The organism is Neobacillus sp. YIM B06451 (assembly GCF_032667185.1).
Classification (GTDB): domain Bacteria; phylum Bacillota; class Bacilli; order Bacillales; family Cytobacillaceae; genus Bacillus_D.
In genome coordinates this window covers 64,201-89,181 of record NZ_JAVFKJ010000005.1, presented here as the reverse complement: position 1 = coordinate 89,181, position 24,981 = coordinate 64,201, and the positions used below count along the sequence as shown (strand labels likewise).

The following is a 24,981-nucleotide window of genomic DNA, read 5'->3' as shown; positions in this document are numbered from 1 at the left end:
CCCCTAGCGTCATTCCGGCTGGAATTTGTTTTGGCTCTTAATGTATTCTATAAATCGGATGGTCACACCGGATTCAATTTGGAACAAGAGCTCGTTAAATTCCCGGAGTGCGTCAAATTCAAACAGGCGGTACGGGTCTTCCTGGCTGTAGCCTCGCAGGCCTACCGCATCTTTGTATTGAGTCATCAGTACCAGATGCTGGATCCAGTTCATATCAATCATTTGCAATAGGAAGATTTTCAGCTGTTTGCCAAGATCTTCGTCTTCCTGCAACGAAAGAATTTCTCTTTCAAGGACTGCGTATTCCTCCATCATCCTCGCGAGTATTTCATCACGCGAAATATCTTCAATGTCCTCTATCTTTATATCAAAGTGAATGAATACAAAGCGGAGTTCATCAATAAGGGCTTTCAAATTCCAGCCGGCTGAAGTTTCGTCATTGTTCACACAGTACTTGTCCACGACAGAGGTAATATAGTTCTTTATATACCCAGTTAATTCAGGGAAAATGTCTTTTGGGTCAGCCTTAAGGACGCGGTCCCTCATCGAATAAATTACCTTGCTCTGGCTATCCAGGACATTGTCGAGTTTTAAAATATGCTTCCTAGAAGAGTGGTGGGCGTATTCGACTGTCTGCTGGACCTTGAGAACAAATTTGTGCGGATCAGGTGACAGGACAAGTCCGGTTTCATCCGTTTTCACCTTTTTGAGGTATCGTTCCATCTCTTCCTCATCGTAATAGATGAAAAGATCATCCTCGAGGGAAATAATGAAAATGGATGAGCCTGGGTCCCCTTGGCGCCCTGAACGCCCCCTTAGCTGCATGTCAATACGGAAGCTTTCGTGCCGCTCGGTTCCGATGATATGGAGCCCTCCCAGTTCCTTGACGCCCGGGCCAAGGACAATATCGGTTCCACGGCCTGCCATATTTGTTGCAATCATAATCTGGCCCTTCTGTCCGGCTGTCTGGATAATCGCGGCCTCATCTTCCTCGGTTTTCGCATTTAGGATTTGGTGCTTTATCCGTTTTGATTTCAGTTGTTTTGACAGTAATTCCGATTGTTCAATCGAAGTTGTCCCGATCAGGATCGGCCTTCCGGTTGCATGGACTGTTTGGACTTCTTCAATAATCCGGCGGATCTTCGATTTTTTATCCCTGTAAATAAGGTCGTCCAAGTCGACCCTTTGGACTAGCCGGTTCGGCGGCACTGAGACAACGTGCAGGTCGTATGTTTCAAGGAACTCTTCCTTGGAAGGGGTTGCGCTCCCCGTCATTCCGCAAAGCTTGTTATACATTCGGAAATAGTTCTGAATGGTGATGGTCGCCTGTGATTCGTTTTCGTCCGAAATTTCAAGGCCTTCCTTTGCTTCGAGCGCCTGGTGGAGACCCTCGCTGAAAGTCCTGCCCTCCATAATCCGGCCGGTAAATTTGTCGATCAGCGCAATTTTCCCATCCTTGACGATATAATCGACATCCTTCTTCATAATGAACGCTGCTTTTAGTGACTGGACAACATTATGCAAAAGGTCTTGGTGCTCGGCGTCATAAAGGTTCGCGATGCCAAACGCCTTTTCGACTTTAGTTGCGCCATTGTCCTTCAAATAGATTTGCTTTGTTTCCGAGAAGAGTTCATAGTCGGAATCGGCTTCAAAGGTTTTCATCAATTCTGCTGTAATGTAAAACAAATCGGCACCATGGCTTGATTTGTTGGCAATGATAAGCGGAGTGCGAGCCTCATCAATCAGGATGCTGTCAATTTCATCGACAATCGCATAATGGTGCGGACGTTGTACCTTGTCATTCATCTTGAACACCATGTTGTCGCGCAGATAATCAAAACCAAACTCAGTTCCCGTCCCATACGTAATATGGGCAGCATAGGCATCGCGCTTGACATCGGGCGGCAGTTCGGAAATATTCAAACCAACCTTTAATCCAAGGAATTCGTGGACCTTGCCCATTTGTTGAAAGTCCCGCTTAGCCAAATATTCATTCGCTGTAATGATATGAACGCCTTTGTTTTCAAGTCCGTGAAGATAACTTGGCAACGTTGCGACCAGCGTTTTTCCTTCGCCTGTCTGCATTTCGGCAATACTTCCTTCATGAAGGACGAGCCCGCCAATCAGCTGGACATCAAAATGCCGAAGATTTAGGACGCGCTTGGATGCTTCCCGGACAACTGCAAAAGCCTCAACTTTTATATCATCAAGTGTTTTTCCTTTTTTCAATTCTTCCATAAAAAATTGGGTTTTGTTTTTTAATTCTTCATCACTGAGTTTTTCGAAGTGTTTTTCAAGTGCGTTAATTTTATCGACGATTTTCGATAAACGTTTAATTTCCCGGTTGCTGTCGCTGAACAGCATTTTAACCTTGGCTAGCATACTTTTTCTCTCCTGTGTAGGTATAGAATGGTCTAGACGCATTATACCATACATAGGAAGGAAATGGTCGAAAACGGGTAGGGGGATAATTTACCAGGGGATAAGAATGGGCTTCCGGTTCCTGGTGAAACTTTTCACGTGAGAATAACGTCGTAATAAGGAGAAGGGGGCACAGTTTTGGATTGGGAAGGGCGGGTAATATAAGGGAGCAGGCAGACTATTCTTAATTAGTTTGCCGAGTGAGTTCCATAATGATACATCCCAATTAAAAAATCATTGCTTAACCGGTGAGATGTGATACGATAGGATTGGTTGAGGAAGACTAAAACAAACCTACAAAAGGTGATGATGAATGTACACACAAGCTATCCTGGCTTTTTTTGCTGCATTGATAACTGTCCTGGTACTCACGCCACTAGTCATTAAATTCGCCGTTTGGTTTGGAGCAATCGACAAGCCGAACGAAAGAAAAGTCCATCAGACAATTATGCCCCGCCTAGGCGGGCTTGCCATATTCCTTGGAGTAATTGCCGGCTATCTAGTTGGCGGCCTTTATGAACAAAAAGTTAATACAATCAGCGTAGGAGCAATCCTAATCATTCTAATTGGGATTCTTGACGATAAATTTGAACTTTCCGCAAAAACAAAATTTGCCGGCCAGCTCATCGTTGCTTCGCTTATTCTTGCAAGCGGGCTGAAAATTGATCTCGTTACGATTCCGTATATTGGCAGCTTCGAATTGGGGCTTTGGAGTTATCCTGTGACTATTTTCTGGATTGTTGCCATTACAAATGCCATCAATTTGATTGACGGGCTTGACGGACTTTCGGCAGGGGTTTCCGCAATCGGGATTGCCACAATTGCCATTTTGGCCGCTCTGGCGGGAAAGGCGCTCATTTTCACGCTTTCACTTATCCTGTTGGGAAGCATCATTGGATTCCTGTTTTATAATTTCCATCCGGCAAAAATATTTATGGGAGACACCGGAGCCTTGTTCCTCGGCTACTCCATATCGATTTTGTCGCTGCTCGGGCTTTATAAAAGTGTTACGCTGTTCAGCTTCCTTGTCCCGATTATTATACTCGGGGTTCCGGTATTTGATACCACGTTTGCCATTATCCGCCGGATTGTAAATAGAAAACCCATTTCGGCGCCTGATAAATCGCACCTTCACCACAGGCTGCTTGAGTTGGGGCTGTCACATCGCAATACAGTGCTTGCCATTTATGCATTTGGCATTTTGTTCAGCGCGGCCGCGGTTCTTCTATCCGAATCGACGCTTTGGGGTTCGATCTTCATCATTTTCGGCCTTCTCGTGATTACGGAAGTGATTGCCGAACTAATTGGCATTGTGCATGTGAAGTACAAGCCCATTCTTGGCCTTTTCAAAAAGCTGACCCAAAAAAGGCCGGTTGGCGGAAGGCGCTACTAACTTTTTTCTTATGATTGCCTGCAATACCAGCTTTTATGCAATCCATAAAGCTGAAGGCTATGTTCATGAATATTAAAGCGATTAAATTAAATACCAAGGCTTCCAGAAACTTGCAAGCCTGTCCGGGCCCGGCGGCAGCCGGGCCTTTTATGTGCAATGAAGCAGTGAACGCATTCCTTGCGAAAAGGATAGAATGAAGCGTGGATGCATCAAGCTTCATTTGTTCAAACGCTGAATTTTTAGCCCGATTTTTAGGTTGCGGCGTGTTGCCGCTCTCCAGTTAATTTTCTAGTAAGAAATTATTTCCCTTTTACGTTGTTTTATGCAAAAATAAGTGTGTTTCCGATTATTTTTTCCAGGTTATGGACCCTATCGAAAAAGTTATGCTTTTTTTGTCAAAGTATGGCGGTTTTTAATACGGAAAATATGTTAAACTAAGACATGTTTTTATAAAAAAACATGCCGATTTTACACTATTGGAGGTTTACCTATGAAAGTGCCTATGCTCGATCTTAGTGAACAATATCAGGGCCTTCGTTCTGAAATTCTGGACGTGCTGGATCAAGTGATGAGCTCCTCGCAGTTCATTCTGGGCAGCAACGTGAAGAAACTTGAACAAGATGTTGCCGAATTCAGTAATGTCGCCCATGCGGTAGGATGCGCGAACGGCAGTGATGCCATACATATAGCCCTGCAGGCATTGGGGGTGGGTCCCGGGGATGAAGTCATTACAACCCCATTCACTTTCTTTGCGACCGGCGGAGCGATTGTCCGTGCCGGAGCGACGCCTGTATACGTTGATATCGACCCGGTAACCTTCAATATCGATCCGGTAAAAGTCGAGGAAGCGATTACAGATAAAACAAAAGCCATCATTCCTGTCCACCTGTACGGCCAAATGGCAGATATGGAGAAATTGGCGGAAATCGCGAAGAAGCACAATCTATTTATTGTGGAAGACGCTGCTCAGGCAATCGGGGCCAAGCAAAACGGGCATTCGGTTGGTGAGCTTGGCGATGCTGCGACCTACAGCTTTTTCCCTACCAAAAACCTTGGCGCGTACGGAGATGCTGGCATGGTCGTTACAAACAATGATGATACGGCTGAAAAAATGCGTGTCATCCGCGTCCATGGAAGCAAGCCGAAATATTATCACCATGTCCTGGGCTACAACAGCAGGCTCGATGAAATGCAGGCGGCAATCCTGAACGTGAAATTCCCGCACCTTCCTAAATGGGGCGAACTTCGCCGTGAAAAAGCCGCTGAATACACACGGCTTTTACAGGAAAAGGTTGGCGGCCATGTGCAGGTTCCAGTTGAGGTGGAAGGGAACTACCATGTGTTCCATCAGTACACCATCCGTGCCGAAAACCGCGATGAGCTTCAGGCTTATCTTAAAGAGCAAGGTGTGGCAACAATGATTTATTACCCGCTGCCGCTTCATGTACAGCCTGTCTTTAAAAACCTGGGCTATAAGGAAGGGGATATGCCGCTCGCTGAAAAGGCGGCAAATGAAGCGCTTTCGCTTCCAATGTTCCCGGAATTGAAGCAGGAACAGCAGGAGTATGTCGTTTCGAAAATTGCTGAATTTTACAATAAATAATGACTGGAAAACGTCGCCTAACTCGGGGGCGTTTTCTTTGCTTGCCTTTGCGCCAAAACGCAATGGCAACTTTCCAAGAACGTTGTAGAGGATGGTGCCGAATTGGCGGAAGAAAAGAAATACGTTTTATATGAATACCTGGTGTATTTTTGGAAAAGAAAATGGCTCTTTGTGATTATCCCGCTTGTGACAGCAGTCTTAATAGCGGCGGCGGTCTATATTTTGAAAGCCGATAGCCGTGGCTATATAGCTGAAGGGACGGTCTTTACAGGCAATGTTAATCAAAAGGAACTTACAGACCCTGAGATTATTGAGGCTAAGTATCAGGATGTAAAAGGGCTAGCAATTAACGTTCCTGAAAGAGACAAGGTGAAGTTTACGGTCAAAGCAAAGTCCAACACTGAGGCGGAGAAAGTACTTGATCAGGTGAGGAACCAGTATTTCACCGATCTGAAAAAAAACGCCCAACTTAGGATAGAACTTACGAAAAAGCAGCATACATCGCTAGAAAAAAGGGTAGAGACGCTGGACTCTAATTTGGCTCTTTATGAAAAAAGGTTGGCCGCTTCTGATGATACGTACGATCAGGAAGGATACAGGGAGTTGATCGGAAAATCCATGGATGAACGATATAGGGCAGCTGAACGGGCCGATAAAAAGGAAGGCGACGTCGCCCTCTTCTCCCACCCAGAAATCCTACCGGCCGAGGTCTACAAGGCAAAATCCTATATACCGGAAAGCCTGGCGATCGGAATCATCCTCGGATTGATCCTGACTGTGGCACTCTTAACCTTGATGAAATACCTATCAGATGCACGAAAGTTTTATAAGGAGAAAGGCTCATTTCTCGATTAATTGAATAGGAAGGTAATGATAAAATAAGCTTCCAAAAGTGGGATTCTACTGCGGGATAAATGTAATGAGCCGGAAACCAAAAAGGTGATGGTTTGAATTCCACAATGATTAAATGATAAACTAACAAAAAATTGCGCCTGAGCATGACGAGGCGATTGCCGGGTAAGAAATTCAAAACCGGCTTCAATTTTCAAAGAAACAGCCAGTCCAGTGATTCGCAAAGTAAAGGAGAAGAAATCAATGGGTTCATATGAAAATCTAATTAAAAAGATTGAAAATAAGGAAGCAGTTATCGGAGTTGTCGGTCTTGGCTATGTTGGCTTGCCGCTAGCGGTTGAAAAGGCAAAGGCAGGCTATAAGGTCATCGGTTTCGATGTCCAGGCCGCTCGTGTTGAACAGGTCAATATGGGCATCAATTATATTGGTGACGTTGTTGATGCTGAATTGAAAGAAATGATCGACAACGGCCTTCTTCAAGCAACTACTGATTATGGTCGTATCACGGAAGTGGATGCCGTGGCTATCTGTGTTCCAACGCCGCTTGACATTTATCAGCAGCCTGATACTTCCTACGTGAAAAGCTCCGCAACTGAAATTGCGAAATACGCCCATGAAGGAATGCTCGTTGTCCTTGAATCGACAACTTACCCGGGCACAACCGAAGAAATTGTTAAGCCTGCCCTTGAATCCAAAGGCCTTGTTACAGGCGAAACAGTATTCATCGCCTACTCGCCTGAACGTGTTGATCCGGGCAATAAGCAGTTCAAAACGAAGAATACACCAAAAGTTGTCGGCGGCATCACGCCAAACTGTACAAAAGTTGCTGCTGCCCTTTACCGGAACGTTCTTGAAGGAGATGTCCACGAGGTTTCTTCGCCGGCAATCGCCGAAATGGAGAAAATTTTCGAAAATACCTTCCGCCATATCAACATCGCGCTTGCCAATGAAATGGCCATCCTTTGCGACAAGATGGGCATTGATGTGTGGGAAGTGATTGATGCGGCTAAAACAAAGCCATATGGCTTCATGGCATTCTATCCAGGCCCAGGGCTTGGCGGCCACTGTATTCCAATCGACCCCTTCTATTTGACATGGAAGGCTCGTGAATACAACTACCATACTCGTTTAATCGAGCTTGCAGGCGAAATCAACAATGCGATGCCGGAATACGTCATCAACCGGATGATGCAAATCCTCAATGATGAAGGAAAAGCGCTCCGCAACGCGAAGGTCGCCGTACTTGGAGTCGCGTATAAGAAGGACATTGATGATGTCCGCGAATCGCCGGTCTTGAAGATTATCGAGCTTCTGAACCACCATGGCGCGGACTTCAAAGTCGTTGACCCGTATGTATCAAGCTTCCGTTCTTGCAACATGAAGATGGAAACAGTCGGTTTGACGAAGGAATTGCTTCAGGAATCCGATTTAGTCCTGATCGCTACCGACCACTCCGACTTTGACTACGATATGATTGCAAAAGAAAGCAAGGTTATTTTCGATACCCGCAACGCGTTGAAGGATGTTGAAAAACCGAACAGATACGTAAAGCTGTAAAAATGAACAAGTGTGTAAAGCTGTAATAGTACCGCAACAGGTGCGATAAGCCTGATATAGAAAGCCGCAGGGGCCGGGGAAAAGCCGGCCCTTGCCTACATAACATTCAAAAGGGAGATTCTTTCATGAATTATATCGATCCTTCTGCATTCCTAGGCTCTGATGTTTCAGTCGGTCACTTTACTGTTATTGAAAAAGATGTCCGTATCGGTTCCGGCGCGGTGATTGGCAACCGAGTGACAATTCACGAAGGGACCATTATCGGGGAAAATACAACCGTCGCTGATGGAGCTGTGCTCGGCAAACCGCCAAAGCCGGGGAAAACAAGCACAGTCAAGCTTACCGGAACATTGCCGCCACTTGAACTTGCGGATGATGTAACGATTGGCGCTAATTGTGTTGTGTATAGGGGAGCGAAAATCGGCCCTGGCACATTGATAGCGGACCTTGCAAGCGTCAGGGAAAATGTTGAAATTGGCGAAGCTGTCATTGTTGGCCGCGGTGTTACCGTTGAAAATTACGTTAAAATCGGCACCCGGACGAAGATCCAGTCCAACTCATATATCACTGCTTATACAACGCTTGAGGACCATGTTTTTATTGCCCCTTGTGTTACGACAACAAACGATAATTTCATGGGTCGGACAGAAGAGCGTTTTGATAAAATCAAAGGCGCTTATGTTAAAAAGGGTGCAAGGGTCGGTGGGGCATCGATCATTCTGCCTGGGATTACAATCGAGGAAGAAACATTTGTGGCTGCCGGCGCCCTTGTGACGAAGGATACCGAGCCGAAAGCTCTTATAAAGGGTGTTCCGGCCAAGTTTGTCCGTTCCGTGGATGAACGGGAGCTGTTATAGGGTGCTGGCCCAATTTAAGCGTTTAGGAGCGGATTCGCTCCTTTACGCATTTATGAATGTAGGAACAAAGCTAATCGCGTTCATCATGCTGCCAATTTACACGAATTTCCTGTCCACAACCAAGTACGGTTACCTTGAAATTATTGATAAATGGACAGCGATGCTGACGTTCCTGATCATTTTCGGAACCGACTCGGCGTTGTCGTATTATTACTTCGACACAAAGGACAAGGAAAAAAGGCTCCAGCATGTCAGGAATGTCATGTACTTCCGCCTTGCAATTGTCGGTCTACTCGCGCTCGCGGTGATTACTGCCGGGCCTCAAATTTCCGCGATGCTCTTTAAAGGGGATAGTTCCCACGTTGACCTACTGTACATTTCAATCGCCACGCTGCTTGTCGATACAGTGACAATTGTCGTCCTTATGGTTATGCGCTTTGATTTCAAGACCAAAAAAGTAGTGATTTATACAGTCGCAAAAATGTTATTGATGGCTGTTTTTTCCTACCTTTTCCTAAAATATATGATGCAGTCAGCCGCGGGTATCCTTTGGGGCAGGTTTGCGGGTTTTGGGCTTATCTTCCTGCTTATGCTCTCTACGAGCTGGAAATACTTGAAGCCGAAAATCGACATGCATATGATGAAGGAAATGCTTAAATACGCGGCGCCGCTCGTACCTGCTTCACTCGCATTTTGGGTGATTGCGAACCTGAGTGTATTTATCCTCCAGGCGTTCCAGTCAATGGCGGAGGTTGGAATCTACGGTGCGGCGACAAGGCTCGCCATGATCATAACCTTGCTGACAAGCGGCGTCCAGATGGCATGGCGCCCTTATTCAATGAACATAAAGGACAAGCCGTCAAGCCCGCTCTTGTTCTCTAAAATTTATATGGCACTGTTGCTGCTTGGGATCTTTGGCATTATGGCGATTGCTACTGCGATGCCTTGGGTCATCCGGATTCTCGGCGAGGGGTATTATGAGGCATATAAATATGTCGGCCTAGTGTCGGCGGCTGTGTTCCTGAATTTTTATTACTTGATCATTTCATCAGGGCTGTTTTTCACCAAAAAGACATCTTTTATTTCCCTTGCATTCGGCATCATTGCAGTGGTGAATGTAGTGCTTAACGTTGCCTTGATTCCAACATTTTCAATTTGGGGAGCGGTGGCATCCTACGTTATCTCCTATATGCTGGCGGTTATTTTCATTTTCCGGAAAAGCCAGAAGGAGTATTACGTGCCTGTATCGTTCGGAAAAATGTCGTTTTTGTTCACCGTAATGCTTGCTGCGGTTATCGGCATTATCTATGTCCAGGAAAACGGCCTTAGCTGGGCATACCAGGGGCTAGCATGGCTGATTGTTGTGGCCGCAATTGTCATTAGCCGTGTCGACAAGGACTTAAGGAAAAAGGCGGCAGAGGCCCCAGCCCGCTAAAGGTAAAAAGTAATAAAACCGATAATAATAAAAGTAAAATAACACCTGTTTAAGGAGGCAAATCCGTGAAGATTATTACAGTACTTGGCGCCCGCCCGCAATTCATTAAAGCTGCTCCTGTATCACGTGTACTGCGTGAAAAGCATACAGAGATTATCGTCCATACCGGACAGCATTACGACCCGAACATGTCCGATATTTTCTTTGAAGAATTGAACATCCCGAAGCCTGATTACCACCTGGCAGTCGGATCCGGCAGCCACGGCAAGCAGACAGGCGAAATGCTTCAGAAACTTGAAGAAATCGTCCTAGATGAAAAGCCGGACTATCTGCTCGTTTACGGAGATACCAACTCAACACTGGCAGGCGCGCTTGTTGCCGCAAAACTCCATATCCCAGTCATCCACATCGAGGCCGGACTGCGCAGCTTCAATAAGAAAATGCCCGAAGAAATCAACCGGATTATGACAGACCATGTTTCAGAATTCCTTTTCTGCCCGACCGATACAGCCGTCGAAAACCTTAAGAACGAAAATATTACACGGAACGTCTTCAATATCGGCGATGTCATGTATGATGCGGTCTTGTACAACCGCGCGATTGCCGAAGAAAAGTCGACAATCCTTGAGGATAATGGACTTGAGAAGAAGGGGTATCATCTCATAACCATCCACCGCGCGGAAAATACGGATGACGTACAAAATATGCAAAACATCCTTGAGGCCTTCTCGAAAATCGATACAGTCAAAGTGTGGCCGCTCCACCCAAGGACTAAAAACAAGCTCGCCTCCTATGGTATTGATGTGAACGCGATTCCAAACCTGAAGCTGATCGATCCAGTCGGGTATCTCGACATGCTTACACTCGTTTCAAACGCGAAGAAAATCATTACCGATTCAGGCGGCGTCCAGAAGGAAGCCTACTTTATGAAGGTTCCGTGCATTACAGTCCGCGAACAGACGGAGTGGGTCGAGACGCTTGAAGAGGATGCGAATATCATCGCCGGGACTTCCGTCGATAAAATTCTTGAGGCTGTCCAAAAGAATGTGGAGCCATCATATAAGGATGTATTTGGGGACGGGATGGCGTCCGAAAAAATCGTTGAAATCATTGAAACCCAATCGTAAGGTGGACAGGCTATGCTCTTTCTCCTAATCTGGCTTGTTGTCCTTTCAGGCTCCATCTATTTCTTTACGAGGGCAAGCGGGAGCCTGAGCCTTTTAAAGCCGAATATGAATTCAATCATTTTTTACTATTCGTTTTTCATTTCCAGCTATATCGGGGCACTTCTGATTGCGATGGGCGTCGACGATTATTACATGATCAATAGGATGGTGTTTGATTACAACCGGTACGTCGGCTTTTTTGCGATTTCGTTTGTGATGATTGTGTTTCCGCTTGTCATGTATTTGGTCGGAAGGCTCGCCGGGTTTGATGCGAAAAAGGAATATAACGCCTATCTGGAAAAGGAGGTTGAACTTCCTTTCGCTGGAAGGAAGGATTTTTTTCTGATCTTCCTTGGCCTATCGCTCGTCTCGCTGGCAGCGATTGCCTATACGATGCTGAAAACAACGCATATCCCGATTCTCGATCTTGTCCTGAACCGGTCGGGACTCTCGCCGGGGGAATTGCGGATTAGCGCCCAGCGGAACTTTGGGGGCAATGTGCTGATCAGGAATATTTTCGCGATCGCGCTTACGCCAATGCTTTCCCTTGTGGCGTATGTGTACGCCGCGAGAACAAAGGATCCGAAATGGCAGGTGCTCTTTGCGGTATTGTTTTGCGGAGCCGTCCTGATCAATGTCTACGACCTTGCAAAATCACCTATTTTCTTTTACATCATCATGTTCATGCTGCTGATGCTTTATATCGGCAAGCTGCGCTTTACGTGGGGCAGGCTTCTCGCTTGGGGCTCTCTCGGTGCTGTTCTGTTAGTCGGCATGTACATCGTAATTCAGGGCGTGACCAATATCGATGCGTATTTGTCCTATAATTCAGGACCGATCGGCAGGATGATTTTCGCGCAGATTGCGCCGACCTTCCTGCACTTCGATACATTCAATGAAGCAAGGCCTTTCCTTGAAGGAAGAAGCCTTCCATCCTCACTGATCGGGCTGTTCGATATCGATCAGGTCCGTTCCGCAAGGCTTGTCATGGAAAGGGTCTTCCCGGAAAAGGTAGAACAAGGTACGGCTGGTGTGTTGAATACTCTATTCATCGCTGAAGCATACGCCAATTTTGGCATGCTTGGTGTAATAGCAGGGACAGTGTATATTGCCACCCTCGTACAGGCATTGTATATTGTATTTTTAAGGCTGCCGAAAAATCCTGTGTTCTTGTGCCTGTTCATTTATTTTACCGTCAACATCCCGCGGACCCTTGTCGGCGGCTTCGCCGATTTTCTATTTAATCCAATCTGGATCATGATTACGGTCCTGTTTGTTGGAATTATGGTATTTATTCGCTTGCGAATCGATTTGTTTGCCTTCCTCCGGCATAGAAGATCGAGAGTAGGGCGATAGGAGGAAACAATGAAAACTGTACTGCTTTACTATCCCTTCCAGCTTGCCAAAAATGCAAACAGCGGTTCGAAGCTCCGGCCGCGGAAAATGCACGAAGCTTTCCTCGAATGGGGGAGGGAGCACGGAATTGATATCCTGCTTCTATCCGGCCAGTCTAAGGAACGATCCGCACAGTTTGAGCAATGGAAGTCTGAAGGGCGGCTCGACAATCTTCTGTTCTGCTATATGGAAAACCAGACGATTCCTTTTTGGCTGACTGATTCGGGCCATATTCCGAAGCAGCCATTTGTCGATTCGAATGTGATGTCTTTTTTACAGAAAAAAAATGTCCCTGTCGGGGTTTTTTACAGGGATGTGTACTGGAAGTTTGATGAACTCTATCCATTGAAGGGGGCCAAAAAGGCGCTCATGCAATTTGTGTACAGGATGGAAGAGCGTTTTTACGAAAAATATTGCAAGATTGTCTTCCTGCCAAGCGATGCGATGGGTCGCTTTGTCGATATTAACCTTCCGAAAATTTCCCTGCCGCCTGGGGGAACGGACCGGATACCTGCATCTTCCAAGGGCAGCGCTCCGGATGTTCCGTCCAAAGGGATTTACGTAGGCGGAATCAACAACGAAGATTACGGGCTCTTCCTGTTGCTTGACGCGCTTGAAAAAGTGAATGCCGATAGGAAGGTATGCGACTTGACCGTTGTGTGCCGCGAGGATGAGTTCGCAAATCTTCCTGCGGAAAAGAAGGAACGGCTTGAAAGACAGGAAGTGGCGGTACGCCATGTGAGCGGAGAAGACCTGAATGAGCTGTACATGGAAATAGACTTCGCGTTCATCCCGCGCTACAAAAGCACTTACAACGACTTCTCCGTCCCGGTAAAGCTCGTCGAGTACCTCTCGAATGGTCTTCCTGTCCTCGCGACCAATTGCAGCGCTCAGGAGGAAATCATCGAGGGCGGCGGCTATGGCCTTATCTGTGAGGACAATTCCGCTTCAATGGCGGCCGCGATAAGCCAGATGAGCGGGGAAACTGGTAAGTACCGTGAACAAATTAAAGAAACGTTCATCCGAAACCATTCCTGGAAAGCCAGGGTGGAGAAAGTTCATGAAAGCCTGACGGGAGGTGGCAAACTGTGAAAATCCTTCTGCTTGCGCCAGGAAGGTCGATCCATACCCATAAATGGGCGCTTTTTTATAAAAATAACGGCATTGATGTGAAAGTTGTCACGTTTGCCGACCACTATTCGGAGGAAAATGCAAAGGAAGTGGAGACAATCCAGCTTCCAAAGCTGCTTCCGGGAAAACTATCGTACTTTTCGGGTGTGTTCAGCCTGAGGAAGATTTTGAAGGAACTCAAGCCGGACATCCTCCACGCACATTATGTATCGAGCTATGGCTTCATTGGCGCGCTTGCCGGCTATAAACCTTACTATGTTTCCGTCTGGGGGCGCGATATATTCCAGTTCCCGCAGCAGGGCTCCGTGAACAGGAAAATCGTTGAATACACGCTTGGCAAGGCGGATACAATCTGTTCGACAAGCCATGTCATGGCAGTGGAAACTAATAAATATACAAATAAGCATATTTACGTGACGCCTTTTGGGGTCGATTTGGAAAAATTCAAGCCCTTGGAGCGTCCTGCAGATGAGCAGGGCGAGGATAGCATCATAATTGGGACAGTAAAAGCCCTGTCCGATAAATACGGCATTGCAGACCTTATAAGGGCGTTTGCAATCGTTTATGAGGCCTATCCTTCCTCTAAGCTTCTCATCGTCGGAGACGGGCCGCAGCGCGCTGAATATGAACAGCTTGCCCGTGACCTTGGAATAAGTGAGGCCACGAAATTTACTGGGCGCGTTCCGAACACTGAAGTTCCCGCTTATATCAATCAAATGAATATTTTCGCCGTGCCGTCAACGGAAGACAGCGAAAGCTTTGGAGTGGCGGCGGTCGAGGCGATGGCTTGCGGCGTCCCGCCGGTCGTATCGAACGTGGGCGGCCTGCCGGAAGTCGTCATTGAAGGAAAGACCGGCTATGTCGTGCCAAAAGAAAACCCGAAACAGCTATCGGAAGCCTTCCTGAAGCTCATCAGAGAGCCGGAAACAAGGCAGGAAATGTCTGTTAATGGAATCCGGCATGTCCGGGAAAACTACGACTGGACGCAAAATGCGGCCGATATGGTTAAGCTATACAGGAAGACGTTAAAGATGGAGTAGACCGACTAATTTATTTAGCTCCTTTCTTTCAAACAATCTACATGCTTTGATGTAAAAGTTACCGGCTTGTGATGTAACACAGTGCTGCCGTCATTTATTAAGGCAGCTGTTTTATCCCAACATATTGGAGTTTTTAACATGAAAGTTATCTATCTATGCCAGCACTTTCCGCCAGAAACAGGAGCGCCGCAAATCCGGGTGTATGAGGTAAGCAAGGAATTGATCCGGCGCGGCCACCAGGCGGAAGTCCTGACCGCGTTCCCGCACCATCCAAAGGGAGTCATCCCCGACGAGTACAAGGGAATGTTTTATAAATTTGAAAATTGGGATGGCATCCCGGTCCATCGCTCATGGATTTATCCATCGCCAAAGGGCAGCTTTTGGAAACGGCTCGCATCGTATTTTTCGTTTACGTTCAGCGCGTTTTATTCGATTTTCAAAGCGAGGCCGACCGATGTCATCATTTGCAACTCCCCGCCATTATTCCTCGGAATAACCGGGTATTTAGGCGCGAAAATCAAACGGGCGAAATTTGTTTTCAACGTTGCCGACATATGGCCGGAGTCTGCCGTAGAGCTCGGGATTTTGAAAAACAAGAACTTCATCCGGATGGCGGAGTGGCTCGAGATGTTCCTGTACCGGAAGTCGTGGAAAATTGCGACCGCGACAGAAGGCATCCGCCAGTATATGATTGACAAAGGGAAGAAGCCAGAGGACGTATTCCTGCTTCCAAACGGCGTCAATACCGATACATTCAAGCCGATGCCAAAGGATTTAGGCATTCTAAAGGAAATTGGCGCTGAAGGGAAAAAAGTGTTCATGTATGCCGGAACATTCGGTTATGCCCAGGGGCTTGATTCTGTCCTCGAAGCGGCTGCGCTGTTGAAGGAAACCGATCCGGATGCTCATTTCCTCTTTGTCGGTGACGGCCAGGAGCGGGATAAGCTCCATAAAATGAAGGATGACCTAAAGCTTGATAATGTTACTTTCTATGGATCCGTTCCGGTCTCCGAAATGCCCCGCCTGTTTTCCGCGGCGGATTATAGCATCGTTTCCTTAAGGAACATTGATTTGTTCAAGGGGGCACGCCCGTCGAAAATCTTCCCTGCGATATCCTGCGGCGTTCCGGTCCTGTATTGCGGCGTCGGTGAGAGTGCCGCCATTCTTGAGGAATACAATTGCGGTAAAATCGCTCCGCCGGAAAACCCCGAAGGAATCGCAGCTGCAATTCGCGAACTAATGAGAGTTGACGAAGCAAAATACACCAAGATGAGCGAAAACGGCAGGAATCTTGCCGTAGAGCAGTATTCCTGGAGCAGTATTGTAGATGACATTTTAGAAAATATTAAAGGTGCAGCGAAGAAATAGGGTTGTACAGTGCGGGGCAAAGTTGCCCCGCACTTTCTTTTGATGTGGGAGAATAGGCGGGGAGTCGGGAATTTAGAGCTAGCAGATTGCTATCGCATCCTAGCTTTTATGAACCAGAATCATAACTTTATGAACCGGAACTGCTTTTTTATGAACCGTAAGTAGAATTTATGAACCGAAAAACTGATTTTATGAACCGAAATCCAAATTTATGAACTGGGACTATCCCGTTGAGTACATGAGCGCATTCATAAGGATAGTACTTTTAAAAAGGGGGTTCTGTAGCTTATTGCTCGCTTCAAATTTAGATACTTCAGAAATTAGTTAATCTTGTCCCGGCTTTTATGAACCGAAATCGTGTATTTATGAACCGGAACTGCTAATTTATGAACCGAAATTTTGATTTTATGAACCGAAAACGGAATTTATGAACCGTAAACCTGATTTTATGAACCGATATCCATATTTATGCCCCTCCAACCCCTTAGGACTTATAAACCTCATCCCAACTAAGCTAAAAGAGAACATCGTTGAAAAAGAAAAAACCCATCGATTCAAAACAGCACTCTTTCACCCAAAAAATGAAACCCTCACTAAAAATTAATCAACGCGAACCAACTACTCAGAAATAAAAAAATTCCGCACCAACTACTAAATGGTGCGGAATTCTTATTTAGCCTAACATATTACTTCGATACAGTCGTTCCCTTGAAGTAGTGGGTGACGATTTGTTCTGCTGTGTAGCCTTTTTCAGCGAATCCTCTGGCTCCGTATTGGCTCATGCCGATGCGGTGGCCCCAGCCTTTTCCGGTCACGATGACTTCGGATATGCCGGCTCCTTGGCTTGAAACAACGCCGCTGGAGGTTTGGATTGAGACTCCGGAACCATCCAGTGTGACGGTGCCCTGAGGTGTCTGGACTGTGTAGCCTTTGAGTGTTTCAATCGCTGTGGTGGCTGTCGATGTTTGGACTGACATAGCAGCGGTTTCCCTTTTAACCGAGATATCAAACCAGTTTGAATAAAGCATATTGTAGGCTTTCGGTTCAGGGATTGGGAATAACTTCCTAATTTCAGATTCATTGCCGGTTTTGGTCATTGTTCCAGCGGATGTTTCAATCGTAACACCTCTTACTTCGCCATTTGCCCCTGTTTTTGAAAGGGTGATGTTGTAAAGGGTGGCCGTTTCCGGGTAACCGAATGATTTTAAGATCGTGGAAGCGGGAAAGATTTTCGTCCACGAAGTATACTGTGATGATTCATGTGGGTCATCGACGGAAACGAGATACGGATAGTAGGATTGGTTTGATCGCCAGACATCGCCTACGTTCGCTGTTTTTCCTCCGCTTGTGGAAAAGAAGAACGTTTCCGCCACTTTACCGTCGTATCTTACTAGTAGGCCTTCAGTTTCCTTGATGGCAGCGTTCGACCTTGAATTCTCGGCTGTATATCCGCCGTATACCTGGCTTGCAGCAGTGTTGGTCAGGGCGCGGATGCGGGTCGCGTACGTCCGCGCGACAATTGCCTGCGCCTTTAGGGCTTCCATGTGCCAGGAGGCCGGCATTTCGCTCGGAACAACCCCTTTTAGATAATCCTCCATGCCAAGTGTGTTCATGACTTCAACCTTGTTTCCGTTAGGCTTCAGGAAAAAGCTGCCCCGGTACGTCGTTTTGTTATTGATTGTCGTAAGAGACTCGGATGGAGCGTCAATCAGGTTTATATACGTAAACGGCACCCAGCCTGTCTTTCCGGCCGCGGATACCCTGTACCATACCTGGCCCTGGGAGTTTGTAATCTCCTCAAGGAAATCGGCTGTGTCGTTTGCCTTGAAGGTATGGATGACATCATAGCTAGTCGATGCGCCGCGCCTCATGTCGGTTTCATAGGTGAAAAAAGCAATTTTTTTCGTTGAAGAAACTTCCTGGAGATCGAATCCCTTCGCGGAAGTTCCGCTGAATCCGGTGTACGTAACGGTTACGCCCGCTGTATCCTTTTTTACCGAAATGGTCGTTCCTGGGGGAATAACCTGGGCTTTTCCAGTATCTTTGTTAACAAGCTGGTACGTCCCATTCAAGACCATTGGAAAGCTCGACGCAAGTAAGATCGAGACATCCACTTTATTTTGGTACTGGACAGGCTCGGCCGCTTTTCCCGTTTGCGGAAAGGCGGTTAATAAAAGCAGAAGGCAAAGGAACGGATAAAGTTTTCTCAACTTACTTCACCTCGCCAAGGGTGCTGATCATCCAGCCCCGGACTCCGGCGGAGGTTTCTACGTTGTACCAAGTTTCCCCGTTTGAGTTGGTGAACGTGCTCAAGTATTTCAAATTTGTTCCCGCTTTAACGGTTGCTACAATCGTATAGACGGTTGAAGCACCCCTGCGGATATTTGCTTCCGATTTAACTGTAACAGTTGTTGGAGCGGTCACAGCCGGCTTTGTTGTCGAAACATCCCCAGAGAACACCCATCCTAGTATGCTAGGTGTTACTTCAATCCTGTACCAAAGACCTGTGGCAACGGTGACTGAGCCGATTACTTTCAAGGAGCTCCCAGCTGGTTTTGAGGCAAGGATTTTATATTTCGTCGATGCACCAGAACGGATGTCGACAGAGCTCTTGGCATACACAACTGACGGCAGCTGTCCTTCTGGTGGCGGTGGCGGTGATGTCGGTGTCTGGTTGCCGATTTGGGCTTTCAGGCTTTCAATCTCCTGCTGCTGTTTTGCGATTTTTGCTTCAAGATCCGCCGTTTTTGTTTGAAGCCCGGTTATTTTCGTATTTAAAGGATTAAGCTGGGATGTTACCCAATCTACGCTTGCAAGGACAACGTTCCCAGAAGCGTTCATGCCGATTGGTGTAACAATGACGGCCCCTGCGCCAATTCCAAGTGCGATTGCCCCTGCCGCGATTAGTTTTTTCGCTCGTTTCATTTGTTAAAAACCCCCTGTATACATGTTTAAGAGAAAATGATAGGGGTAAAAGTAAAGTGTTGTCCCTATCACTTTCTCTGAAAGATTAGTATTCTATGAAAACCGCAAAATTGGCGATGGATTTTTGTCTCTAATCTTTTTCGGTACTTAGCCTAAAGTTTGCTGAAATACACTTCAAGTCCTTTACGGATTCCGATTGCTGAGTTCCTCTTGAATGTATCGGAACGCATTAGGGATTCTTCAGTCCTGTTCGAAATGAAGGCAAGCTCGACAAGAATGCTAGGCAGTTCGTTCATGCGGTTTACATAAAATGTCTGTTCCTTGATGCCCCTGCTTGGCGTTCCAATCGAAGAAACGAGATGCCTTTGAATATCGCTTGCCATTGTGGAGCTCTTTACACCATTGAAGTTGACCGTCGTATTGTAATACGTTTCCGTTCCTCTAGGGGTCCGGGAATCATTCGCATTCGCATGCAGGCTTATAAATGCATCGTAATCAGATGCATTCGCGATCGCCGTCCTTTGTTTAAGTTCCAGGAATACGTCTGTTGAACGGGTCATGTATACAATTGCCCCTTGGCTTTCCAATTCCCTTTTTAGCAGAAGGCCTGTTGAAAGGACAACATCTTTTTCCCGTAATCCCGTAGGGCCGATTGCTCCTGGATCCTTTCCGCCATGGCCGGGGTCAATAAGGATTTTTTTGCCGAATAGTCCTGTTTGCATAACTTTGATTGATACTTCGGTCTTGCTGTTGCGGATAGTGAACGTATGCCCAGGCTGAAAGGTCAGAACCGCAATCTTATCCCCAGCTCCGGAGTTTTGAACGGTAACCGATTCAATTCCAGGTATATAATCCATTGGCGTTTCAACATCCGTCAGCCCGCCGGAAAGTTTCAGCTGGTTTCCGGATATTGAATACTTGAATTTGTAGTTGGATGACTTTTTCCAGACGAGATATTGGTCTCCATTCCTTACTTCCAAGGTTGGCGCTGAAAGCTTTTTGATTGTAAGCGATGTAGGTGAGGTAAGCGATTTGTCCACCCACCCGCGAATGCCGGCAGATGTTTCGACATTCAGCCAGCCGTTCAGCTCATTTAGGACATTCACAGCCTCGTTTTCTTTCAAATACACATAAACGGAGTAATTTGTTGAAGCTCCTCGCCTGACCGGGGCTTTGTTCAACCCATATACATAGGTGATTTCACTTTTTGATGAAACAAGTTCATTTTTAGGCACCCAGCCAGTGACCCCTGTTGGCGTTTTGACATTCAGCCACGTTTGCCCTAGGGAGTTCGTGAACTCTTGTAAAAATGTAACAGTGCTTAAATACCCTAATTTTTGCTTAATTTTATATTCGAAGGTGGCTCCGGAATACAGGGATGTGTTTCGTGTGGCAACATATCTTGTCGGAGAAACATAGACAGGCTCCTGTGAAACGACTGACTCGTGTACCCAGTAGTTTTGGTTTGAGGGGGTCAGCACTTTGTACCATACATCGCCGTCTGCATCCGCCTGCTGCTCCAGGGCACTGAGTTTTGTACCTTTCGGATAGGATTCCATCACATCATGGGCCATTGAAGGGCCGCTACGCACATTAGCCGAATCAACGCTTACATACAAAGGCATGTCCAATGCCTGGACGGTGCCGATCTGTGAGGCGGGAATCCAGCCAGCGACTGTCGGCGTTGCCTGAACTCTTAGCCATAGCTCGCCTGATTGAGATGTGAAGGTTGCCAGGACAGGCACTTTCGCATTAAAGGAAAGATACGCATTGACTGAGTAGGAGAGCGAGGCGCCACGCCTTACTTCCGCGTTGTTGAAATATGAATAAACATCTGCGCCAATCTCCGGTGCTCCGCTTGGAAGCTCTGCAGCCGGTGGTGCGGGCGGTTCTGTTTCGGTTAATGTTTTGAATTTGGTGGCAGGTGCCCACCCTTTAACTGTTCCGAGGTCAACCCTATACCATAATTGGCCAAGGGAATTTGTAAATTGATCAATGACTGTAACTTTTTGGCCTGAGGATATAAAAGTAACGACCGGGTAATTTAAGGTAGCTCCTTTATGGATTTCAATTCTCTCGGCTGTGGTTAACTTAGTTGGTAAACGCAACTCTTCTGCACCAGCGAGGGCAGGAAACAGAACCGTTGTTGCAAGGACAGAAGAGGCTAAAAACTTTTTCACGTTATCGTTATCCCTCCATGGACATTCAGATTCATTACCTATTTTAGCGGAATATGTCAAACATTCCAATGCGAATATAGTTCTATTCTGGCAGTTTGGGAGATTATTGGTCAAATTGGAAAGAATAAAATTCTGGCAGAACCTGCGGTACGACGGGATTTTTAACGAAAAAAGAACTGGATTTGCAGGAATAAATTACCGTTTGTTTAAAAGCAAAAAAAAGCTCCCGCCCGGATGGCGGAAGCCTGTATCTAAAAATATTTTTATGTGGAAATGGACAATCGTAGGATCCTATTCATTCCCGTTTTGCCCGTCACCATCATAGCCTGATGCCGCGGCGGAATTGGCCGAACTTGAGCCAGCCAGTGAAGAAGAGCTTTCCGAACCTTCACCGCGCGCTTGAGTAAGCAGTGTGGTGAGCTCGGCAAGTGAATCTTCGTCCGGGATGAAATAGGAGCCATTGTTGATCGTCTGGTCGGTACCCTCAATCTTGAGGTTCTCAATTGGCGCGTTTTTAAGCTTGGAATAAAGTTTCACAAAGCTTGCAAACTTGGATGGAGGGATGTTTGTTTTCACGTTTTCCCCCATATCGTCTATCAAATTATCAATCTTAGTAATTGAGGTGAACGAAGTGCCTTTGTCAATAATCGCCTTAATGACCTGCTGCTGGCGCTGATTCCGGCCATGGTCGCCGTTCGGGTCGGTTTTCCTCATCCGGACGTAAGCAAGAGCTTCGTTTCCGTTTAGCTGCATCTCGCCCTTATAGTATGTCTTCCACTTTAAGCTGCCGGTCAACTGCGCTTTGAATGTGAAAGGAACATCGACTTTTACACCATTCAGCGTATCGACAACATCCTCGAATCCATCAAAATTGGTAGAAATATAGTAATCGATTGGGACGTCCAGAAGGCTCTGGACTGCCTTGATGGTCGTTTCGATTCCGCCATTCCCGTACGAATGCGTAATTTTCGTCTTATAGCCTACCTCATCGATATACAGCCTCGTATCCCTCGGGATGCTTAGCATGTAAATTTTTTCGGTTCTCGGATTGACGGTCGCCAGCATAAGGACATCCGACCGCTCCCCGCCACCTTGGGTTTCGAGCCCAACAAGCAGGACAGTGAATGGATCCTTTGTAACTTGGACATCAGGGGTTGTTTTATCAGCCTCAAGCTGATGGTATATTTTCTTGGAAGCTTTTTGGGTACTATAAAAAATCTCATATGCAAAAAAGGAGACGGTTCCAATCACAAGAAATGCCATCAGTAGAGCAATCATCCGGAAAACCCGCATTTTCCGTTTCTTCTTCCTTTTTATTCGTGTATTCTCAATCATGGAAATATCCTCACTTAAGTCGAAATATGAAACATAAATAGCTTACGGCAATACTTTATTTTATAGTAATTTCCAACTAGAGTAAATAGGATTATTTTTCAATCCAGTCTTTTTCCAAATAGCTTAGGCTGCCTTTTGTTATGGAAGCCTGGCCGTTTGTCAGCTCAGTCATCCAGGCAGTAAACTCCCCGGTTTCATTTTCCTTCACAAAAACGTCAAAAATGGCTTTTTCCGCATAGTCGACACCGTTCAGGATGTATGGCGAGCTCCTCAATTCGTTTTCAAGTTTCCCAATCCAAGTATAGTCGACCGAAACCTTCATGCTTTGCATAAGGGTCCTTTCTACAATCCCTGTTGCGTTGAGCCCTTCTGAAGCTGATTTGCCATAGGCGCGAATCAATCCGCCAGCGCCAAGCTTGATGCCTCCAAAGTACCTTGTAACAACAACGACCGTATCCTTCAATTTCTTCTTTTTTAAAACCTCGAGAATCGGGACCCCAGCTGTCCCGCTCGGTTCCCCGTCATCATTCGCTTTTTGGATTTGGTCGTTTTCGCCTATCAGGTAGGCGGAGCAATTATGGGTCGCGTCCCGGTGAAGCCGCTTGATTTCCGCGATGAAATCCTGTGCTTCGGCTTCCGATTCGGCACGGGCACAATGCGCGATGAACCGTGATTTTTCGATGACGATCTCATGTGTGCCTGTTTGTTTCACAGTACGATAAACAGCAAGCATTCCAGGGCTCCTCTCTTCCCTTCTTGTTAACTACCCGTTATTTAATATTTCCCAACCTCTACTATAGTCCTTTTTAGCCAAAAAAACGAAAATATTCAACATTGAAAAATCTTAACATGCTATAATAATTACTGTTTGTATAGTGTAATTTAGTAGTTCAGGGAACCAAAATTTTGCGTTTAGTTAAAAAATCCTAGTACAATAATGTTTAGCCACCCATCCTATAGGCTAAAGGATTTAGATAGAGAAATCAATCGTGAATCGAATTGCCGATTTTTGGCGAAAACTTAAATTTATGCCAAATTTAGATAGTTTCATTTAATCATTCACGATAAACTAGGGAAAAAGGACTTAATCTGCCAAACGGCAGCCGGGTCCGTTACGGAGTTTAGGTGGGGCGGAGAATGGCAATGGGTATAAAGGATTTTGACACGAAAACATTAGATATCATTCTTGAAAGAATGATTGAATCCGTCGGCAAGAGCAAGGATGAAATTTTTAGGATCGGTGAGCAATCGAGAACCGACCATGAAATGCTCACATCCGAACTGGCAGAGGTTGAGGAACTGACCGCCAGGGTGATATGCGAGGGAGACAGGCTCGAGGGACAGGTGCGAAAAGCCCGGGATGTGCTTTCCGAAGTGAGCATGCACTTTAAGGACTATACCGAGGACGAGGTGCGTGAAGCCTACGAGAAGGCGCACCAGCTGCAAATGGAACTGACCCTGAACAGGCAGATGGAACGGCAGCTCGGTGAACGGAAAAAAGATTTGCAACGAAGGATGTGTAGCATCCGGGAAACGATTGAGCGGGCAGACCACCTCGTTTCGCAAATTTCCGTCGTCATGAATTATTTGATGAGCGATTTGAAGGAAATGGGCGAAATCCTTGAGGATGCAAAGCTTAAGCAGGAATTCGGCATAAAAATCATCGAGGCGCAGGAAGAAGAGCGGAAGAGGCTGTCCCGGGAAATCCATGACGGGCCCGCGCAAATGCTTGCAAATGTCATGATGCGATCCGATTTGATTGAGCGTGTTTACCGTGAAGACGGAATAGAGGCCGCTATTGCCGAAATAAAAAGCTTTAAGCAAATGGTCAGGACCTCTCTCTATGAAGTACGCCGGATCATTTACGATTTACGCCCGATGGCGCTCGATGATCTCGGCCTTGTTCCGACCCTCAAAAAATACTTGAGGACAATAGAAGATTATTACAAAACAGTGAAAATTACATTTTTCAACTTGAAAGAAGAGCGGCGCCTTCCCGCCAATTACGAGGTAGCGCTGTTCAGGCTTATCCAGGAATCGGTCCAAAACGCGCTTAAACATGCTGAAGCGACTGAAATCCAGGTAAAGCTCGAAATATCGGAGAATGCTGTTACTGTCGTTGTAAAAGATGATGGTAAGGGATTCGATCCGAAAAAACGGAAATACAATTCGTTTGGCATAATGGGAATGAAGGAAAGAGTCGACCTTTTGGGGGGCCAATTTGCCATCTCCTCCAAGCCAGGAAAGGGAGCCGCGGTTATTATCCAGGTTCCATTTCCGGATGGGAAGTAAGTGGCAGGCAGTAGTTACAAGGAGGCGATAG

Annotated in this window: 18 protein-coding genes; 12 read left to right on the top strand and 6 right to left on the bottom strand. The window is 46.4% G+C overall.

The genetic code is table 11. From position 1 onward, the window contains the following. Positions 1–9 precede the first annotated feature (9 nt). Positions 10–2,382, bottom strand: coding sequence for an accessory Sec system translocase SecA2 (gene secA2 / locus RB160_RS11555; RefSeq protein WP_316570478.1), 2,373 nt, complete (start codon positions 2,380–2,382; stop codon positions 10–12). Between the two features lie 352 nt (positions 2,383–2,734). Here secA2 and RB160_RS11550 point away from each other — a divergent pair, with 352 nt between their 5' ends. The 11 genes from RB160_RS11550 (at position 2,735) to RB160_RS11500 (ending at position 16,218) form a co-directional block, all read left to right on the top strand. Beyond that, positions 2,735–3,814 carry a glycosyltransferase family 4 protein gene (locus RB160_RS11550; RefSeq protein ID WP_316570477.1) on the top strand — a complete coding sequence of 360 codons (1,080 nt, stop codon included), beginning with the start codon at positions 2,735–2,737 and terminating at the stop codon, positions 3,812–3,814. A gap of 490 nt (positions 3,815–4,304) precedes the next feature. Further along, the gene (locus tag RB160_RS11545; protein ID WP_316570476.1) at positions 4,305–5,417 is read left to right on the top strand and encodes a DegT/DnrJ/EryC1/StrS family aminotransferase; all 1,113 of its coding nucleotides are present in this window, start codon (positions 4,305–4,307) and stop codon (positions 5,415–5,417) included. Between the two features lie 102 nt (positions 5,418–5,519). After that, positions 5,520–6,272, top strand: a complete 753-nt coding sequence (locus RB160_RS11540; protein WP_316570475.1) for a hypothetical protein — start codon at positions 5,520–5,522, stop codon at positions 6,270–6,272. 240 nt (positions 6,273–6,512) lie between these two features. Next, a complete protein-coding gene (locus RB160_RS11535) occupies positions 6,513–7,826 on the top strand; it encodes a nucleotide sugar dehydrogenase (protein WP_316570474.1) in 1,314 nt (437 codons plus the stop codon). A 125-nt stretch (positions 7,827–7,951) separates the two neighbouring features. Continuing rightward, complete coding sequence (locus RB160_RS11530; protein ID WP_316570473.1) at positions 7,952–8,683, top strand: acyltransferase; 732 nt, start codon at positions 7,952–7,954, stop codon at positions 8,681–8,683. 1 nt (position 8,684) lies between these two features. Further along, a complete protein-coding gene (locus RB160_RS11525; protein WP_316570472.1) occupies positions 8,685–10,118 on the top strand; it encodes a lipopolysaccharide biosynthesis protein in 1,434 nt (477 codons plus the stop codon). 65 nt (positions 10,119–10,183) lie between these two features. Next, positions 10,184–11,245 (top strand): non-hydrolyzing UDP-N-acetylglucosamine 2-epimerase, encoded by a 1,062-nt coding sequence (wecB, locus tag RB160_RS11520; protein ID WP_316570470.1) that lies wholly within the window; start codon positions 10,184–10,186, stop codon positions 11,243–11,245. A gap of 12 nt (positions 11,246–11,257) precedes the next feature. Continuing rightward, positions 11,258–12,640, top strand: coding sequence for an O-antigen polymerase (locus RB160_RS11515; protein ID WP_316570468.1), 1,383 nt, complete (start codon positions 11,258–11,260; stop codon positions 12,638–12,640). A gap of 9 nt (positions 12,641–12,649) precedes the next feature. After that, entirely contained in the window at positions 12,650–13,771 is a 1,122-nt protein-coding gene (locus RB160_RS11510) for a glycosyltransferase family 4 protein (RefSeq protein WP_316570467.1), read from the top strand. Beyond that, positions 13,768–14,850: a glycosyltransferase gene (locus RB160_RS11505; protein WP_316570466.1), complete on the top strand. Its 1,083-nt coding sequence runs from the start codon at positions 13,768–13,770 to the stop codon at positions 14,848–14,850. The genes RB160_RS11510 and RB160_RS11505 overlap by 4 nt, the downstream gene beginning before the upstream one ends. A 138-nt stretch (positions 14,851–14,988) precedes the next feature. Continuing rightward, complete coding sequence (locus tag RB160_RS11500; protein ID WP_316570464.1) at positions 14,989–16,218, top strand: glycosyltransferase family 4 protein; 1,230 nt, start codon at positions 14,989–14,991, stop codon at positions 16,216–16,218. A 686-nt stretch (positions 16,219–16,904) separates the two neighbouring features. On the opposite strand, the gene RB160_RS11495 is transcribed toward RB160_RS11500, so the two are convergent. The 5 genes from RB160_RS11495 to RB160_RS11475 all read right to left on the bottom strand — a co-directional run bounded on the left by RB160_RS11495 (position 16,905) and on the right by RB160_RS11475 (position 23,391). Next, entirely contained in the window at positions 16,905–18,428 is a 1,524-nt protein-coding gene (locus tag RB160_RS11495) for a SpoIID/LytB domain-containing protein (protein ID WP_316570463.1), read from the bottom strand. 1 nt (position 18,429) lies between these two features. Then, positions 18,430–19,143 (bottom strand): SH3 domain-containing protein, encoded by a 714-nt coding sequence (locus RB160_RS11490; protein ID WP_316570462.1) that lies wholly within the window; start codon positions 19,141–19,143, stop codon positions 18,430–18,432. A 152-nt stretch (positions 19,144–19,295) separates the two neighbouring features. Next, positions 19,296–21,323, bottom strand: a complete 2,028-nt coding sequence (locus RB160_RS11485; RefSeq protein ID WP_316570460.1) for an N-acetylmuramoyl-L-alanine amidase — start codon at positions 21,321–21,323, stop codon at positions 19,296–19,298. A 291-nt stretch (positions 21,324–21,614) separates the two neighbouring features. Then, entirely contained in the window at positions 21,615–22,658 is a 1,044-nt protein-coding gene (locus RB160_RS11480) for an LCP family glycopolymer transferase (protein WP_316570458.1), read from the bottom strand. A 91-nt stretch (positions 22,659–22,749) separates the two neighbouring features. After that, positions 22,750–23,391 (bottom strand): YigZ family protein, encoded by a 642-nt coding sequence (locus RB160_RS11475; RefSeq protein WP_316570457.1) that lies wholly within the window; start codon positions 23,389–23,391, stop codon positions 22,750–22,752. 410 nt (positions 23,392–23,801) lie between these two features. On the opposite strand from RB160_RS11475, the gene RB160_RS11470 reads away from it, so the two are divergent. Further along, positions 23,802–24,950 carry a sensor histidine kinase gene (locus RB160_RS11470; protein ID WP_316570625.1) on the top strand — a complete coding sequence of 383 codons (1,149 nt, stop codon included), beginning with the start codon at positions 23,802–23,804 and terminating at the stop codon, positions 24,948–24,950. Positions 24,951–24,981 lie beyond the last annotated feature (31 nt).

Coding starts and splice junctions, on each gene's coding strand:
- secA2 (WP_316570478.1), bottom strand. CDS start 2,382: ATGCTAGCCAAGGTTAAAATGCTGTTCAGCGACAGCAACCGGGAAATT.
- RB160_RS11550 (WP_316570477.1), top strand. CDS start 2,735: ATGTACACACAAGCTATCCTGGCTTTTTTTGCTGCATTGATAACTGTC.
- RB160_RS11545 (WP_316570476.1), top strand. CDS start 4,305: ATGAAAGTGCCTATGCTCGATCTTAGTGAACAATATCAGGGCCTTCGT.
- RB160_RS11535 (WP_316570474.1), top strand. CDS start 6,513: ATGGGTTCATATGAAAATCTAATTAAAAAGATTGAAAATAAGGAAGCA.
- RB160_RS11530 (WP_316570473.1), top strand. CDS start 7,952: ATGAATTATATCGATCCTTCTGCATTCCTAGGCTCTGATGTTTCAGTC.
- RB160_RS11515 (WP_316570468.1), top strand. CDS start 11,258: ATGCTCTTTCTCCTAATCTGGCTTGTTGTCCTTTCAGGCTCCATCTAT.
- RB160_RS11510 (WP_316570467.1), top strand. CDS start 12,650: ATGAAAACTGTACTGCTTTACTATCCCTTCCAGCTTGCCAAAAATGCA.
- RB160_RS11500 (WP_316570464.1), top strand. CDS start 14,989: ATGAAAGTTATCTATCTATGCCAGCACTTTCCGCCAGAAACAGGAGCG.
- RB160_RS11490 (WP_316570462.1), bottom strand. CDS start 19,143: ATGAAACGAGCGAAAAAACTAATCGCGGCAGGGGCAATCGCACTTGGA.
- RB160_RS11480 (WP_316570458.1), bottom strand. CDS start 22,658: ATGATTGAGAATACACGAATAAAAAGGAAGAAGAAACGGAAAATGCGG.
- RB160_RS11475 (WP_316570457.1), bottom strand. CDS start 23,391: ATGCTTGCTGTTTATCGTACTGTGAAACAAACAGGCACACATGAGATC.
- RB160_RS11470 (WP_316570625.1), top strand. CDS start 23,802: ATGGGTATAAAGGATTTTGACACGAAAACATTAGATATCATTCTTGAA.